The organism is Rhodanobacter sp. UC4438_H5, from assembly GCF_052978405.1.
This window is the reverse complement of sequence record NZ_CM129672.1, coordinates 2823055-2837218: the sequence shown is the minus strand read 5'-3', so window position 1 is coordinate 2837218 and position 14164 is coordinate 2823055. Positions and strand designations below refer to the sequence as shown.

At 67.5% G+C, this 14164-nt stretch carries 12 protein-coding genes; all 12 read right to left on the bottom strand.

What is annotated here, in order from left to right:
* Positions 1–306 precede the first annotated feature (306 nt).
* A complete protein-coding gene (gene leuB / locus ACVCL9_RS13035) occupies positions 307–1404 on the bottom strand; it encodes a 3-isopropylmalate dehydrogenase (protein WP_447097799.1) in 1098 nt (365 codons plus the stop codon).
* Positions 1401–1982 (bottom strand): 3-isopropylmalate dehydratase small subunit, encoded by a 582-nt coding sequence (gene leuD / locus ACVCL9_RS13030; RefSeq protein WP_447097800.1) that lies wholly within the window; start codon positions 1980–1982, stop codon positions 1401–1403. Before leuD ends, leuB begins: the two co-directional genes overlap by 4 nt.
* A gap of 139 nt (positions 1983–2121) precedes the next feature.
* The gene (gene leuC, locus ACVCL9_RS13025) at positions 2122–3534 is read right to left on the bottom strand and encodes a 3-isopropylmalate dehydratase large subunit (RefSeq protein ID WP_447097801.1); all 1413 of its coding nucleotides are present in this window, start codon (positions 3532–3534) and stop codon (positions 2122–2124) included.
* The gene (locus tag ACVCL9_RS13020) at positions 3531–4526 is read right to left on the bottom strand and encodes a branched-chain amino acid transaminase (RefSeq protein ID WP_447097802.1); all 996 of its coding nucleotides are present in this window, start codon (positions 4524–4526) and stop codon (positions 3531–3533) included. The genes leuC and ACVCL9_RS13020 overlap by 4 nt, the downstream gene beginning before the upstream one ends.
* Entirely contained in the window at positions 4523–6145 is a 1623-nt protein-coding gene (locus ACVCL9_RS13015; RefSeq protein WP_447097803.1) for a 2-isopropylmalate synthase, read from the bottom strand. The genes ACVCL9_RS13020 and ACVCL9_RS13015 overlap by 4 nt, the downstream gene beginning before the upstream one ends.
* Before the next feature lie 416 nt (positions 6146–6561).
* On the bottom strand, positions 6562–7134 hold the full coding sequence (locus ACVCL9_RS13010; RefSeq protein ID WP_447097804.1) for a hypothetical protein: 573 nt from the start codon (positions 7132–7134) through the stop codon (positions 6562–6564).
* Between the two features lie 11 nt (positions 7135–7145).
* Complete coding sequence (locus tag ACVCL9_RS13005) at positions 7146–9401, bottom strand: hypothetical protein (RefSeq protein WP_447097805.1); 2256 nt, start codon at positions 9399–9401, stop codon at positions 7146–7148.
* Positions 9398–9835: a hypothetical protein gene (locus tag ACVCL9_RS13000; protein WP_447099511.1), complete on the bottom strand. Its 438-nt coding sequence runs from the start codon at positions 9833–9835 to the stop codon at positions 9398–9400. Before ACVCL9_RS13000 ends, ACVCL9_RS13005 begins: the two co-directional genes overlap by 4 nt.
* Positions 9836–9913: 78 nt before the next feature.
* Positions 9914–10438 carry a hypothetical protein gene (locus tag ACVCL9_RS12995; RefSeq protein ID WP_447097806.1) on the bottom strand — a complete coding sequence of 175 codons (525 nt, stop codon included), beginning with the start codon at positions 10436–10438 and terminating at the stop codon, positions 9914–9916.
* A 42-nt stretch (positions 10439–10480) separates the two neighbouring features.
* Complete coding sequence (thrC, locus tag ACVCL9_RS12990) at positions 10481–11809, bottom strand: threonine synthase (protein WP_447097807.1); 1329 nt, start codon at positions 11807–11809, stop codon at positions 10481–10483.
* Positions 11810–11977: 168 nt separating this feature from the next.
* Positions 11978–12970, bottom strand: a complete 993-nt coding sequence (locus ACVCL9_RS12985) for a homoserine kinase (RefSeq protein ID WP_447097808.1) — start codon at positions 12968–12970, stop codon at positions 11978–11980.
* Positions 12967–14118 (bottom strand): homoserine dehydrogenase, encoded by a 1152-nt coding sequence (locus tag ACVCL9_RS12980; RefSeq protein ID WP_395120572.1) that lies wholly within the window; start codon positions 14116–14118, stop codon positions 12967–12969. The genes ACVCL9_RS12985 and ACVCL9_RS12980 overlap by 4 nt, the downstream gene beginning before the upstream one ends.
* Between the last annotated feature and the right edge of the window lie 46 nt (positions 14119–14164).

Sequence of the window (14164 nt, the reverse complement as noted above, 5' to 3'; positions counted from 1 at the left end):
CTAACTCCCTTGACGGGGAGACAAATCGGCAGGAAGGCCGATTTGCACGGCGCCAGCCGCCCGCAGGGTGAGGGCCAGGGATGGCCCGAATGAAGGGGCCCCGAAGGGGCGGATGAGGGGTGGGTGCTCGCCATGAAGTCGATTGGCAGCGAATGGAAAAGCGCCCCCTGCGCGCGAGGGAGGTCGACGGAATGGCGAGGGAGTCGGCGCCATCGCGGCGTGCAGGAGCCATCCATGTCGCATGCGCGCAGGGGGCGGCAGAAAATGCGGGCACGTCCGTGTGCCCGCCGGGGAAAGCTGGCCGGATCAGCCGCATGCGCGTGCTCCGGCAAAGAACACGGCGGCGCTGCCGGCGTGCTCGTCGATCGCGGCGATCACTGCATCGCGCACCTCGTCGGTGCCGGCGCTGCCGCCGATGTCGCGACTGTGCGGGCCGTGGCGCAGCACCTGCTCGACCGCCGATTCGATCGCCGCCGCTTCGGCTTCCAGGCCCAGCGAATGGCGCAGCAGCAGCGCGGCGGAAAGGATCGCGCCGACCGGATTGGCCACGCCTTGTCCGGCGATGTCCGGCGCCGAACCGTGGATCGGTTCGTACAGTCCACGGCGACCGTCGCCCAGCGACGCCGACGGCAGCAGGCCGAGCGAGCCGGCCAGCGCGGCGGCCTCGTCGGTGAGGATGTCGCCGAACAGGTTCTCGGTGACCACCACGTCGTAGCGGTTCGGCTGGGTCAGCAGCAGCATCGCCATCGAGTCGACCAGCTGGTGTTCGAGCTTCACGTCGGGGTAGTCGGCGGCGATGCGCTGCACCGTGCTGCGCCACAGCCGCGAGGTTTCCAGCACGTTCGCCTTGTCGACCGAGGTGACATGGCGGCGGCGCCCGCGCGCCAGCTCGAACGCGCGGCGCACCACGCGCTCGATCTCGGCTACGGTGTACCTGCACTCGTCGGTGGCGGCGTCGGCGCTGCGCGTCTTCGCGCCGAAATAGGCGCCGCCGGTGAGCTCGCGCACGAACAGCACGTCGACGTGCTTCAGCTTGTCGTTCTTCAGCGGCGACAGGTTGGCCAGCGCCGGATGCACCTGCAGCGGGCGCAGGTTGGCGTACACGCCGAGCGCGGCGCGCAGCGCCAGCAGGCCCTGTTCGGGCCGCACCGGTGCGTTCGGATCGGACCACTTCGGACCGCCGACGGCACCCAGCAGCACCGCATCGGCGGACCGGCACGCCGCCAGCGAAGCGGCCGGCAGCGGTTCGCCGGTGGCATCGATCGCGATGCCGCCGATCAGCTGTTCATCGAACGCGAACACGTGCTCATGGCGCGCGGCCACGGTCTTCAATACGGCCACCGCGGCGGCGGTGACCTCGGGGCCGACGCCATCGCCGGGCAGAGTGACGATGCGTGCCTTCATGCCGCTTGCTCCTGTTGTTCGTACCGATGGATGGCCTCACCCTGCTGCAGCAGGTAGCCGAGCTGGTCGACGCCGTTGAGCAGGCAGTGCCGCGCGAACGGTTCCAGACGGAACGGGATGCGGCCGCCGTCGGGCAGCGCGATGTACTGCTCGCGCACGTCGATCGCCAGCTCGATGCCGGGGTGCTTGAGCAGCCAGCGGTGTTCCAGTTCGTCGATGACGATCGCCAGCAGGCCGTTCTTCAGCGCGTTGCCGCGGAAGATGTCCGCGATCTCGCTGCACAGCACCGCCTGGATGCCGTAATCCAGCAGCGCCCACGGCGCGTGCTCGCGCGAGGAGCCGCAGCCGAAGTTGCGCCCGGCGACGAGGATCGAGCAGCCGCGCGCTTCCGGCCGGTTCAGCGGGAACGCCGGGTTGTCGCTGCCGTCGGCCTGGTAGCGCCAGTCGTGGAAGCACAGCTGGCCCAGCCCCTCGCGCGTGGTGGTGGTGAGGAAGCGTGCCGGGATGATGCGGTCGGTGTCGATGTTCTCGTCGGCCAGCACGGCGGTGCGGGAGTGGAGGCGGGTGATGGGATTCATGGCTGGCTCGTTTGAAAAGTGAGTGGAGAGGAGTGAGAAGTGAGAGAAGGGCGGAGAGCGGGTGCGTGCAAAGAGAAATCGCCGGTATGCGGCTCGTGCTCTCTCTCACTCCTCACTCCTCTACCCTCGCTCCTGCCTCTCATGCCGCCACTTCCACCAGGTACTCGCGCGGATCGGCGATGCGCCCGGCGATCGCCGATGCGGCGGCGGTGGCCGGGCTGGCCAGCACGGTGCGTGCGCCCTTGCCCTGGCGGCCTTCGAAGTTGCGGTTGGAGGTGCTCACCACCAGCTGGCCCGGCTGCGCCAGGTCGCCGTTCATCGCGATGCACATCGAGCAGCCGGGCACGCGCCACTCGGCGCCGGCGGCGGTGAACACGTGGTGCAGGCCTTCGCGCTCGGCGTCGCGGCGCACCGCCTCGGAACCGGGCACCACCAGCATGCGTACACCTTGCGCGATGCGTCGGCCATGCAGCACGCGCGCCGCTTCGCGCAGGTCGGACAGGCGCGAGTTGGTGCAGCTGCCGACGAACACGACGTCGACCGGCGTGCCCTGCATCGGCTGGCCGGGCGTGCTTTGCATGTAGTCGAGCGCGCGGCGTTCCTGCGCATTGTTCGCCGCCGGTACCGGCGCGTCCATCGCGATCGCCATGCCCGGATGGGTGCCGTAGGTGACGGTGGGTTTCACCGCGCCGGCGTCGATGCGCACCTCGCGGTCGTATCGCGCGCCGTCGTCGCTGCGCAATGCGCGCCACCTCGTCACCGCCGCGTCCCACGCCGCGCCCTGCGGCACGCGCGGGCGATCCTTCAGCCAGGCGAACGTGGTCTCGTCCGGCGCGATCAGCCCGGCGCGCGCGCCGGCCTCGATCGACATGTTGCAGACGGTCATGCGCTCGTCCATCGACAGCGCCTCGATCGCCGCGCCGCGATACTCCAGCACGTAACCGGTGCCGCCATCGACACCGATCGTGCCGATGATGTGCAGGATCAAATCCTTCGCGCCCACGCCCGGCGGCAACTGGCCGTCCACGTGGATTGCCATGGTCTTCGGCCTGCGCTGCAGCAGGCACTGCGTGGCCATCACGTGGCCGACCTCGGTGGTGCCGATGCCGAACGCCAGCGCGCCGAACGCGCCGTGGGTGGAGGTGTGGCTGTCGCCGCAGACAATGGTCATGCCGGGCTGGGTCGCGCCCAGCTCGGGGCCGATCACGTGCACGATGCCGCGGTCGGCGCTGTCCCAGCCGTGCAGTTCGACGCCGAACTCGCGGCAGTTCGCTTCCAGCTGCGCGACCTGTGCCTGCGCCTCGGCGTTCGCATACGGGCGGCTGCCGTCGGCATTCGTCGGCAGGGTCGGCGTGGAATGATCCAGCGTGGCCAGCATGCGGTCGGGCCGGCGCAGTTTCAGCCCGCGCTCGCGCAGTTCGCTGAACGCCTGCGGCGAGGTCACCTCGTGCACCAGGTGCAGGTCGACGTAGATCACCGCCGGCGTGTCGGCGGTTTCGGCGACGACGACGTGGGCGTCCCAGACTTTCTCGAAGAGGGTCCGTGAGGTCATGCCGCGACCTCCGTCACTTCGTGCGCTCGTCCCTGAGCGCGATCACCAGCTGGTGCTGAGCCACAATCAGGGACGACTGCATTGACCACACTCAACCAGCCGTAGCGATCCTCGGTGCGGCCGTCGAACAGGCCGAAGAACGCCTGCTGCAACGCCTTCGTGATCGGCCCCGGCGCGCCCGCGCCGATGGCCTTGCGGTCGACCGAGCGCACCGGGGTGATCTCGGCGGCGGTGCCGGTCATGAACACTTCGTCGGCGGAGTACAGCGCCTCGCGCGGCAGCTCGCGCTCTTCGACCGAGATGCCGAGATCGGCAGCCAGGGTGAGTACCGCGTCGCGCGTGATGCCGGCCAGGATGCCGGCGCTGGACGGCGGGGTGAGCAGCTTGCCGCGCTTCACCAGGAACAGATTCTCGCCGGCGCCTTCGCTGAGCAGGCCGTTGTGGCCCAGAGCGATGCCCTCGTCGTAGCCGTTGCGGCGTGCCTCCAGCCCGATCAGCTGGCTCGACAGGTAATTGCCGCCGGCCTTGGCCCAGCTCGGCAGGGTGTTCGGCGCGGGACGGTTCCACGACGACACGCAGACATCGGCGCCGCGCTCGGCCGCCTCGCCCAGGTACGCGCCCCAGTTCAGCGCGATGATCGCCACCTCCACCGGCGCGCCATCCCTTGCCAGCACACCCAACCCGCCGGCGCCGCGGAACACGATCGGCCGCACGTAGGCCGACGGAATCGCGTTGGCGCGGATCAGTTCCAGGCACGCGTCGTTGATCTCGTCTTCGCTGTAGCCCACCTCGATCTCGTAGACGCGCGCCGACTCGAACAGCCGGCGGGTGTGCTCGGCCAGGCGAAAATAGGCTGGCCCGCGCGGCGTGGCGTACACGCGCTCGCCCTCGAACACCGACGAGCCGTAGTGCAGTGCGTGCGTGCTGACATGGACGTTGGCATCGGCCCACGGCTTGATCCGGCCGTTGTGCCAGACGAAGGGCGTACTCATGCGGTGGCTCCCAGGGCTTTGGTGTTGCGTGGGGTTGGGGATGCGGTCGCTGGCGTGACCGGCGCGTGTCGTTCGATGCGATTGACGATGGCCAGCGCGGCCTGCGCGGTGGCTTCGACGATGTCGGTGCTGACGCCGTCGCCGTTCCAGTCGCGGCCGGCATGGCGGGCGACCAGCCGAGCCTGGCCCTGGGCATCGCCGCCCTCGCTGACCGCGCGCACCTGGAAATCCGTCAGCCGCAGGTCGCTGTCGGTGGCGCGTTCGATGGCGCGCAGCACCGCGTCGACCGGGCCGTCGCCGATCGCCGCTTCGGCGGCTTCACGGCCATCGTCGTGGCGCAGTTTCACCGCCGCCGAGGCGCCGGCACCCAGGTGCGTGCTGGTGTCCAGACGCAGCAGCCGCCACGGACCCAGCGCGTCGGGGTCCTGGCCCAGCGCCAGCGCTTCCAGATCCTCGTCGTGCACCTCGCGCTTCTTGTCGGCCAGCGTCTTGAAGCGCGCGAAGATCGCGTCCAGCGCTGCTTCTTCCGGCGCGTGGCCCAGCGCCTGCAACCGCTGGCGCAGCGCGGCGCGACCGGAGTGCTTGCCCAGCACCAGCTTGGTCTCGGCCAGGCCCACGTCCTGCGGGCGCATGATTTCGTAGGTGCCGCGATGCTTGAGCATGCCGTGCTGGTGGATGCCCGACTCGTGCGCGAAGGCGTTCGCGCCGACGATTGCCTTGTTGCGCTGCACCTGCTGGCCGGTGAGTTGCGACAGCAGGCGCGAGGCGGGATGCAGCTTGCGCGTATCGATGCGGGTATCCGCGCCGAAGTACGCGCCGCGCACCTTCAACGCCATCACGATCTCCTCCAGCGCGGCGTTGCCGGCGCGCTCGCCGATGCCGTTGACGGTGCATTCCACCTGGCGCGCGCCGGCCTCCACCGCGGCCAGGCTGTTGGCCACCGCCATGCCGAGGTCGTTGTGGCAATGGCTGGAGAACACCACGCGTTCGGCGCCGGCGACGTGGGCACGCAGCCAGGCGAAACGTTCGGCGATCTCGGCCGGCGTCATGTAGCCGACCGTGTCCGGTGCATTGAGCGTGCTGGCGCCGGCTGCAACGGCGGCGGCGAATATCTCGGCGAGGAACTCCGGCTCGGTGCGCATCGCGTCCTCGGCGGAGAACTCCACTTCGTGGCAGCGTTCGCGCGCCTGTTCCACCGCGGCAACCGCGGCATCCAGCACCTGCGCCTTGCTCATGCCCAGCTTGTGCTCGCGATGCAGCGCGCTGGTGGAGATGAACACGTGGATGCGCGAACGCTGTGCCCGCTCCAGCGCGCGGGCGGCGCTGTCGACGTCGCCGGACTGGCAGCGCGCCAGCGCGCACACGGTGGTGGATTTCAGCGACTCGGCGATCTGCGCCACCGCGGCGAAATCATCCGGCGAGGCCTGCGGAAAACCCGCCTCGAGCACGTCCACGCCGAGCGATTCGAGCATCTGCGCCATGCGCAGCTTGGCGCGCCGGTCCATCGAGAAACCGGGCGTCTGCTCGCCGTCGCGCAAGGTGGTGTCGAAGATGCGCACGCGGTCGGCGGCCACGTCGTCGTCGCCGGCGGGTGCGTTGTGCTGGTCGGGGTTTTTCATCATGGCTCCGCTGTGTGGGCGTCGCCGAAGGCACAAAAAAACCCCGCATCCGTTACCGGGTGCGGGGTTCTTTGGGTGTTTTCAGGTTTTTCTAGCTACCTGGACACATGCCCTCAGCCCGCACCTCCGTTGGTAATAAGGAGTACGAGTACGAGGGTAATAATGAGCGTGCCGCGAGCCTGCAGCAGGCCGTCAACCGTCGCGAGACGGTTCATTTCGGCGGTGCGGCAGTGGCTGCTGCGTTGCGACATGAAACCGACCGTAAGCGATGCCGGCGAGCCTGTCAACAAAAATCTTCATGACGAAATCTTCTAAGCCGCCGCGGCGCAATTTGGACGGCTAGGTGGCCAAATGGATACAGATGAAACTATCGACCTCGCCGGGACCGGCCACCGGCGGCACGATTTCGCGCTGCGCTAGGGATCCAGCCGCACCCATTTGCTGCCGGCACGCGCGCACAATCCGCCGTCGGCGCAACGCGCCAGCCTGCCGTTGGCGATCGCGGCGTTGATCTGGTCGACCCACTCGGCGCGCACGTTCTCCCGGTGCGCCTGCACGCCCATGTAGATCGCCACGCCGATCACCGCCAGCGAGGCCACGGCGCTGGCCACGAAGGTCTTCCATGCATGGGCCGACAGCGCCCGGCCGAGCCGGTTGGTGCGCTGTTCCAGTTCGCGGATGGCGTGCCGGATGCGCTGGGTGCCGTCCTGCATGGTGCGCCCGGCCTCTTCCAGTGGCTGACGCAGCCCGCTGGCCACCGTGGTGGCCGCGGCTTGCCGGATGTGTTCGATGATGCCGGCGGCGAGCCGCTCGGAGGAGTCGGCCACGCCGTGCGCCGTGCGGTCGAGGCGTTGCGCGGCGTCCTGGACCTCCTGCATCACCTGCTGGCCGCGCTGCTCCAGCACGCCGGTGAATGCCGCCAGTTGCAGCGCCAGCGCGCGCAGGTCGTCTGTCTGCGTATTGTTCGGGCCGTCGATGTCCGGGTTCATGGGTTCCTTCCTCATCGTTGCATCACCGCAGCTTGTTGCGCCTGTGCCTCCCGTCCCGCCTGCAGCGCCAATTGCTGGTTGAGTTGTTGTCCCTGCGCCAGCCAGGCCTGCCCGCGCTCCGATTGCAGGTAGTTCTGGCCGATCGAGCGCATGGCTTCGATATCCAGGCTGCGCGCGGCCGCGACCAGGGCATCGAACATGGCGTGATCGGAGCTTGCGGGCGTGATCGGCGCCACGCCCGCAACAGCAAGTGGCGCGGTCACCACCGCATCATGCGATGCCGGCGAAGATTCGAGCGGGGTCTGATGATCTGCTCCGACTGCCGCGTAGCTTTCCGCCGACGCGCGCACGTGCAATTGCGCGGCCAGCCACTTCTCGTACTTCTGCGCAATCAGCTGCTGGCCGTAATCGGCGTTGGAGTGCACCGCGAGCTGCTCCAGCTGGCCAAGCCGCGTCCGTTCCTCGCCGCTCGCCCCGTGCGTCTCGTGGATCACTACCCTGCCGATCAGCCGCGTTTCTTCCCGGCTGAAATGGCCGTGGCCGTCGGCGTTCCAGACCTTCCCGGTCCGCGGATCGGTGATGTGCTCCTCGCTGGCCAGCCCGAGGGCTTCGGTGACGACCTCCGGCAAGGGACCGTTCGCGCTCCAGCCCTTGCCGTAGTAGTCCATCACGTATGCCTTGGCGACGTCCTCGGCATAGTGCTCGTTGTTGAACCGCCGATTGGCGGCGAGCTGATTCAGCGCTTCGGTTGTCCGGGCATTGGCAGGCCGGTCCACCGTGATATAGGACGGGATCCCGTAAGTATTGGGCACGCCGGGGATCTGCACCTGCTGCGCCCAACCGTCGGCTGTGGCGTGCCACTTGGTGCCATCCAGTTCGATGTGCCTGGTGTCCTGTGTGGCTGGATTGGCGAGTGCCAGCGAGATGATTGCGGTCATGCGCTGGTAGTCGAGCTGGGCGAGCTGCGCCGCTGGCGCCGGCGTCACCACGGCGCGCATCGACGCCGCACCGTATGGATTCGGTACCGACGCAACGGCCGGATCGAGCTGGTAGTGCGTGTTCTGCCACCGTCCGTCCTCGTACACGTAGGTGACCCCATCGGTACCCGTCTGATGATTGACCTTGTGCTCGGTCACCATGGTGGCGATCTTGTCGCCCGCGAACGCACCCACCACGCCACCGACAGCGCCGGTGATGAAGGCGCCGGGGCCGGTTTCCGAACCCGCCACAAAGCCATAAGCGACACCGGCGCCGATGCCACCGAGCAAGCCGCCCACCGTGCGCCCTTCGTAGCGTCGAAGCAGCGCATCCGCGCCGAACTGGTTGCCTTGCGCGCTGAGCGCCTGGTATTGCTTAGCAGTAGTGTAGGCGTCGCCCACTAGCGCACCGACGCCGGCGATACCCATGCCCGCACTAACGCCCGGATGGAGACCACGCGTCGCTTCGGCAGCGAGCGGCACCGACTCCAAGCGCAGACGGGTGTTGCCGGCCTGCACGTAGACGTTCGGTGGTGGCATGCGATCGGCCAAGGGTCGCGTGACAGCAGTGAAGGAGGGTGTTTTGCCCTGGATCGAGGTGCCGGCGAAATAGGTGCGGCTATCCACCTGCACTATGCCGTTCTCGCGCAGCGGTGTGCCCGCGTAGTTCACTGTCACATTCAAGGTGCCAACGTTGTTGTAAGCGCGCGCCGAAATAATCTCGAAAGCCGCCTGCGTGCCCTGGCTGGTTTGGCGTGCGACAAGCTCTTCACGCGGGATGCCTTCGATCATGGTGATATTGGGGTTGGCGATGGCGCGAGGTAGTTCCACCGCGACGAACACCCGATCCAGTTTTGCATCGCTGACAATGGCGCGCACCTCCCCATGGGTGGCGTCGACGAAGCGACCGGAGGCATCCGCCCAGGGGCCTTCTTTTGCGTTGTAGAGCCAGTCTGTTGCGGGACCGTGGTACTTGCCGCTTGTCAAATCAGCTAGGTCAATCCCATAGGCTTTAGAAACGGCTGCATTGAAATCACGGGATTCGAGAAATTTGGCAGCTTGACTGTTGTTGATAACCCGCACGTCCTCGCCGGCGGCAATCATGCCCTTGACTACGTCATTTGAATAAACGCCCTCAGACACACGACCGCTATACAACACGGTTACCTTTCCTGAAGCATCCGCATCCACCTGCGCCGCCAGAGCACGCAACTGCTCTGGTGTGGCGTACCTCTCTGGTTGACTCCGCAGCAGATCTATGGCCTGTTGGGATGTCAAGGGACTCGTCATATGACGTCTCCCCCGATATCGACAGTGATTTCATATTCTGTGTTTGTGGAATATATGCCTGATCCTTTATAAGCTAGGAGGGCTTCGTTCAGATCAGCAAGAATATCCTCCTTGTGTGGACGCAACTGTTCGGGCAAGTCCAGCGAAGTCAACTTCCAATGCGACCAGCCGGGTTGGCCAATTTCACCACCGTGATCCAGAAGCTCCGTTCCCAGGAGCAACAGGTCACCGTGCCAATACAGGGTCCATTTGTACTGGTTACGTAGATCCGGATCGGAACCACCACCTAGCTCCACATTCCGAAGATAGATGTTTCGCACCCGATCGATCGTCCAGTCGCGAGCATGAGTGCCTGGAAAGAATTGCTTGTCAATCTCCTCAAGCTGGTATTTTTCGGCATCTTCGGCGGAGATGTATTCATTCACGAAAGACATTTTTCCTCCCGGGCGTTGCGCGTCGTGGTTCAATCCAACTGCCATGCCTGATCTACCTCGTTAAAGTAACGGGTCGTATCACGATTTATTTTTCTTGCCTGATGAATGACTGAGCACCTTGGCAGCGCCAACCGGGGAAAGCGAAGTGACGTCATTGCCGTCTTGAGCATCCACGACTTGGGTACTCTTGCGGATCCAGTCGACCAGGCCCGGAGGTATGTAGAAGTGCTCTCCGCCAGATATGGCAATGATCATGCCGAGTTCTGGACGGATCATGTTCAAGAGCTTGTATGCGTTCTCGCGTATGGCGGTGCTGCAGCCGGATCGGGCTAGGTCGTCGAGGTTGTCGGATACCACGATGTACAGGTTTTCGTCTTGTTGGGATTCCCTGATCTCAAATCGAAAATTGCTTATCTCTGGTCCGGTCTCGTTGGTGAAAACCGATACGAACAGCTTGGTATTGACCAGTTGTTCCCAGACTGGCATGTAGTCTCCAGTTTCCCTGGACGCCAGCAGCATTTTTTCCAGACCCATGCGCCACTCCCTGTGCGTTTTGACTTCCAGCATGACCGGCTGCTGACATTCCAACGGGCCGTCGAGCATGATTAACCGTCCCCGCAGCACAACACGGACGATCGAGGAGGGTCAATCGGAATATTTTCCATTGTGATGCAGTCGTGCGCTGAGCGATCTGTCATCGGCGTCGACGGGTTCGGCACTGGCTGACCGATCCAGCATGGCGGCCAGCGCGACGGGAACCGCGACGGAATGGCCGATCAACGGCTCCACCACGCTCTCGAACTTGGCCGGGTGCGCTGTGGCTACGATCGCCCACGCAGACGTATCACCTGAATTGCGCAACCAGTCGAGTTCGTGCATGGCGGTGGCGGTGTGCGGGCAGAACACTTCGCCATGTTCGCGTGCGTGACGGGTGATGGTCTGGCGGATGGTGGCATCGTCGACGCTGTGGGCTTGCAGCAGACGGCGGAGTTCCGCTTCGTCGGGAAACGTCCAGCGCAGCCGCTCGAAGTTGCTGGGCGCGCCGACGTCCATCGCGTTGGCGAGGGTGGCGACGGCTTCGCGCGGCCGATAGTCGGCGCCGGCGAAGTAGTCGGGCAGGGTGGCGTTGGCGTTGCAGGCCAGGCGCACTTCGCCGATCGGCAGGCCCATTTCGCGCGCCCACAGGCAGGCCATGGCGTTGCCGAGGTTGCCGGTGGGGACGATGAAGTTGAGCGGCGTGCGGTGTTCGCGCCACCAGCGCAGCGCGGCGTGGGCGTAGTAGCTCATCTGTGGCAGCAGGCGGCCGAGGCTGATGCTGTTGGCGGAGGACAGCGGTACGTCGGCCTGCAGTGCCGCGTCGTTGAGTGCGGCCTTGACCATGCGCTGGCAATCGTCGAAGCGGCCGGCCACGCGCAGCGCGGTCACGTTGTCGCCGAAGCAGCCGAGCTGGTGCGCCTGGCGCGGCGAAACCCGGCCGTCGGGGTAGAGGATCACCACGCGGACGTTCGGCTGGCGGTGGAACGCCGCGGCTACCGCGGCGCCGGTGTCGCCGGAGGTGGCGACGAGGATCGTCAGCGGTCGCGCATCGGCGCGCGGCAGCCGGCGCAGGCAGGCGGCGAGGAAGCGTGCGCCGAAATCCTTGAAGGCGGAGGTGGGGCCGTGGAACAGCTCCAGCATCAGCGTGTGCGGATGGGCGGGCAGCGGACGAAGTGGTGCGTCGAAGGTGAAGGCTTCGGCGCAGATCGCGGGTAGTGCGTCGGCCAGCGCGTCGCCGGCGAAGAACGGCTCCAGCAAGGTGGTGGCGGTGTCGGCCAGCGTGCCGCGCGGATCGAAGGCGGCGGGATCGAGCCGCGGGAGCTGTTCGGGCACGTACAGGCCGCCGTCGGGGGCGAGGCCGGCGGCGATGGCGTGGCTGAGCGGTACGGTTTCCGTGCTGCTGCTGCGCGTGCTGTGATAACGCAGAGGTTCATGCATGACCGCCACCCCTGCTGTAGGAGCGCACCCCGTGCGCGATGCCTTTGTCGCGTGCCAGGAAGAGCTCGCGCACTGGGTGCGCTCCTACAGGCGTAGGGCGGGCATTGCCCGCCGCGATTGCGACGATGCGCGAAGAGGGGCCGGCGGGCGGTGCCCGCCCTACGATCATCATGGTTGCGAGTCCTGGTCGAGCGAATCCATCAACTCGGCGGCCGGCCCCTCGATCGGCGACACCCACGCATCGCTGTCCAGCCCGGCGTCGGCGAAGGCGGCCTGCATCGCCACGCTGGCCGCCTCGGCATCGGCGCGGTTGTCGTACCAGCCGAACACGCTGGGGCCGGCGCCGGAGATGCTGGCGCCGAGGGCGTGGTGGTCGAGCGCGGCCTGCTTCACCTGCGCGAAGTGCGGTATCAGCGGGGCGCGGCGCGGTTCCACCAGCACGTCTTTCAGGCCTTCGCGCACCAGCGTCGCGTCGCCGCGTTGGCAGCCGGTCAGCACCAGGGCGAGGTTCGAACTCTGCGCCACGAACTCGCCCAGCTCGTAGTGGCCGGCCAGCGCGGCGCGCGCGCGGCGCGTCTCCAGCACCACGTGCGGATGCACCAGCGCACAGTGCCATGCCGCCGGCACGGCGATGCGCACCAGGCGCTCGTGGGTGGCCAGGACCAGGCCGCCGAGCAGCATCGAGCCGAGGTTGTCGCCGTGGCGGCTGCCGCTGGCCACCGCTTCGCCGTCGAGTGCGAACGGGTACAGCGCCTCGCGCGACAGCGGCTGTTCCAGCAAGGCGTTGGCGGCGACCAGCGCGGCCACGCACGAGGCCGCCGAACCGCCCATGCCCGAGCCCAGCGCAATGCCCTTGTGCAGCACCAGCTCGAAACCGAACGGCAGCTTCAGTGCGCGATGCAGCGACAGCAGCGCGGTGCCGGCCGTGTTGTGCCGCGGGTCGAGCGGCAGGCCTTCCACGCAGCCACGGATGGCGGCGATGCGCACCACCGGTTCCTCGATGCGGCGCACCTCGGCGCGGTCGCCGGCGCCGGCCACGCTGTGGCCGAGCAGGTCGAAGCCGACGCCGACGTTGCCGACGCTGGCCGGGGCGAAGGCGTGGGCGAGGTGCGGCGGTCGTGCGTGTGCAGCCATGAGCGGTTCCTGTAGCGGCGTGTTCATGCATGCACCGCCAGCGATTCGGCGATGCGCAGCAGGTCGGCGAACACGCCGGCCGCGGTGACCTCCGGCCCGGCGCCCGGACCCTGCACCAGCAGCGGATTATCGCAGTAGCGGCGCGTGCTGAACTGCACCACGTTGTCGGTCAGCCGCGTGTGCGCGAACGCGTGGCTGGCCGGCAGCACCTGCAGTCGCACGCTGGCGTGGCCATGGCGGTCGAGGTGGGCAACATGGCGCAGCACGCCGCCAGCCTCGCGCGAGCGGGCCAGCGCGGCAGCCATCGGCGCATCGAGCTCGCCCAGCCGCGCGAAGAACTCCTCGCGGTCCAGTGCGGCGAGCGATGCCGGCACCAGGCTTTCCAGGTCGACGTCTTCCAGCGACAGCGGCCAGCCAGCCTCGCGCGCCAGGATCACCAGCTTGCGCGCCACGTCCAGGCCGGAAAGATCGTCGCGCGGATCGGGCTCGGTATAACCCAGCGCATGCGCCTCGCGCACCAGTGCGGAGAACGGTTGCCGGCCGTCGTGGCGGTTGCACAGCCAGGCCAGCGTGCCGGAGAACATGCCTTCCACCGCGAGCAGTTCATCGCCGGTGTCGAGCAGGTCGCGCAGGGTCTGCACCACCGGCAGGCCGGCGCAGACGGTGGCCTCGCAGCGAAAGCGCGCGCCGCCGGCGCAGGCGGTGTGGATCGCCTGCCAGCGCGGCAGCGGGCCGCTGCCGGCGAGCTTGTTCGGCGTCACCACGTGGATGCCCGCGGCCAGCCACTGCGGATAGTGCGAGGCCACTTCGTCGCTGGCGCTGCAGTCGATCAGCAGCGCATGGCGGCCATCGGTGCCGCGCACGTGCGCGGCGAACGCGTCCAGATCATTCGGGCGCCAGGTCTGCGCGCCGCCGTGGCGGTCGTTGAGTTCGGCATCGTCGCAATCCAGCCACATGCGCTTGCGGGCGACCACGCCGCAAAGCCTGAGGTCCAGGCCGAGCGTGCGCGCCAGCCGCGGCTGCGCCGCACGCAGCTGGGCGAGCAGGGCGCTGCCGACGCGGCCGGGGCCGATCACGCCCACCGCCAGCGTGCGCAGCCGCGTGCTGCCGGTGGCATGCGGGGACAGCGGCGGCAGCGGAACATGCTTGGCTTGCTCGGGTGCACAGGTGATCACGGTGGCCTCTCCGGTGGAGGCCCGTGCTCGCTGGCGTGTCGGTATC

Coding starts and splice junctions, on each gene's coding strand:
- ACVCL9_RS13020 (WP_447097802.1), bottom strand. CDS start 4,526: ATGAGTACGCCCTTCGTCTGGCACAACGGCCGGATCAAGCCGTGGGCC.
- ACVCL9_RS13015 (WP_447097803.1), bottom strand. CDS start 6,145: ATGAAAAACCCCGACCAGCACAACGCACCCGCCGGCGACGACGACGTG.
- ACVCL9_RS12985 (WP_447097808.1), bottom strand. CDS start 12,970: ATGAACACGCCGCTACAGGAACCGCTCATGGCTGCACACGCACGACCG.
- ACVCL9_RS13000 (WP_447099511.1), bottom strand. CDS start 9,835: ATGTCTTTCGTGAATGAATACATCTCCGCCGAAGATGCCGAAAAATAC.
- ACVCL9_RS12995 (WP_447097806.1), bottom strand. CDS start 10,438: ATGCTCGACGGCCCGTTGGAATGTCAGCAGCCGGTCATGCTGGAAGTC.
- leuC (WP_447097801.1), bottom strand. CDS start 3,534: ATGACCTCACGGACCCTCTTCGAGAAAGTCTGGGACGCCCACGTCGTC.
- leuD (WP_447097800.1), bottom strand. CDS start 1,982: ATGAATCCCATCACCCGCCTCCACTCCCGCACCGCCGTGCTGGCCGAC.
- ACVCL9_RS13010 (WP_447097804.1), bottom strand. CDS start 7,134: ATGAACCCGGACATCGACGGCCCGAACAATACGCAGACAGACGACCTG.
- leuB (WP_447097799.1), bottom strand. CDS start 1,404: ATGAAGGCACGCATCGTCACTCTGCCCGGCGATGGCGTCGGCCCCGAG.
- thrC (WP_447097807.1), bottom strand. CDS start 11,809: ATGCATGAACCTCTGCGTTATCACAGCACGCGCAGCAGCAGCACGGAA.
- ACVCL9_RS13005 (WP_447097805.1), bottom strand. CDS start 9,401: ATGACGAGTCCCTTGACATCCCAACAGGCCATAGATCTGCTGCGGAGT.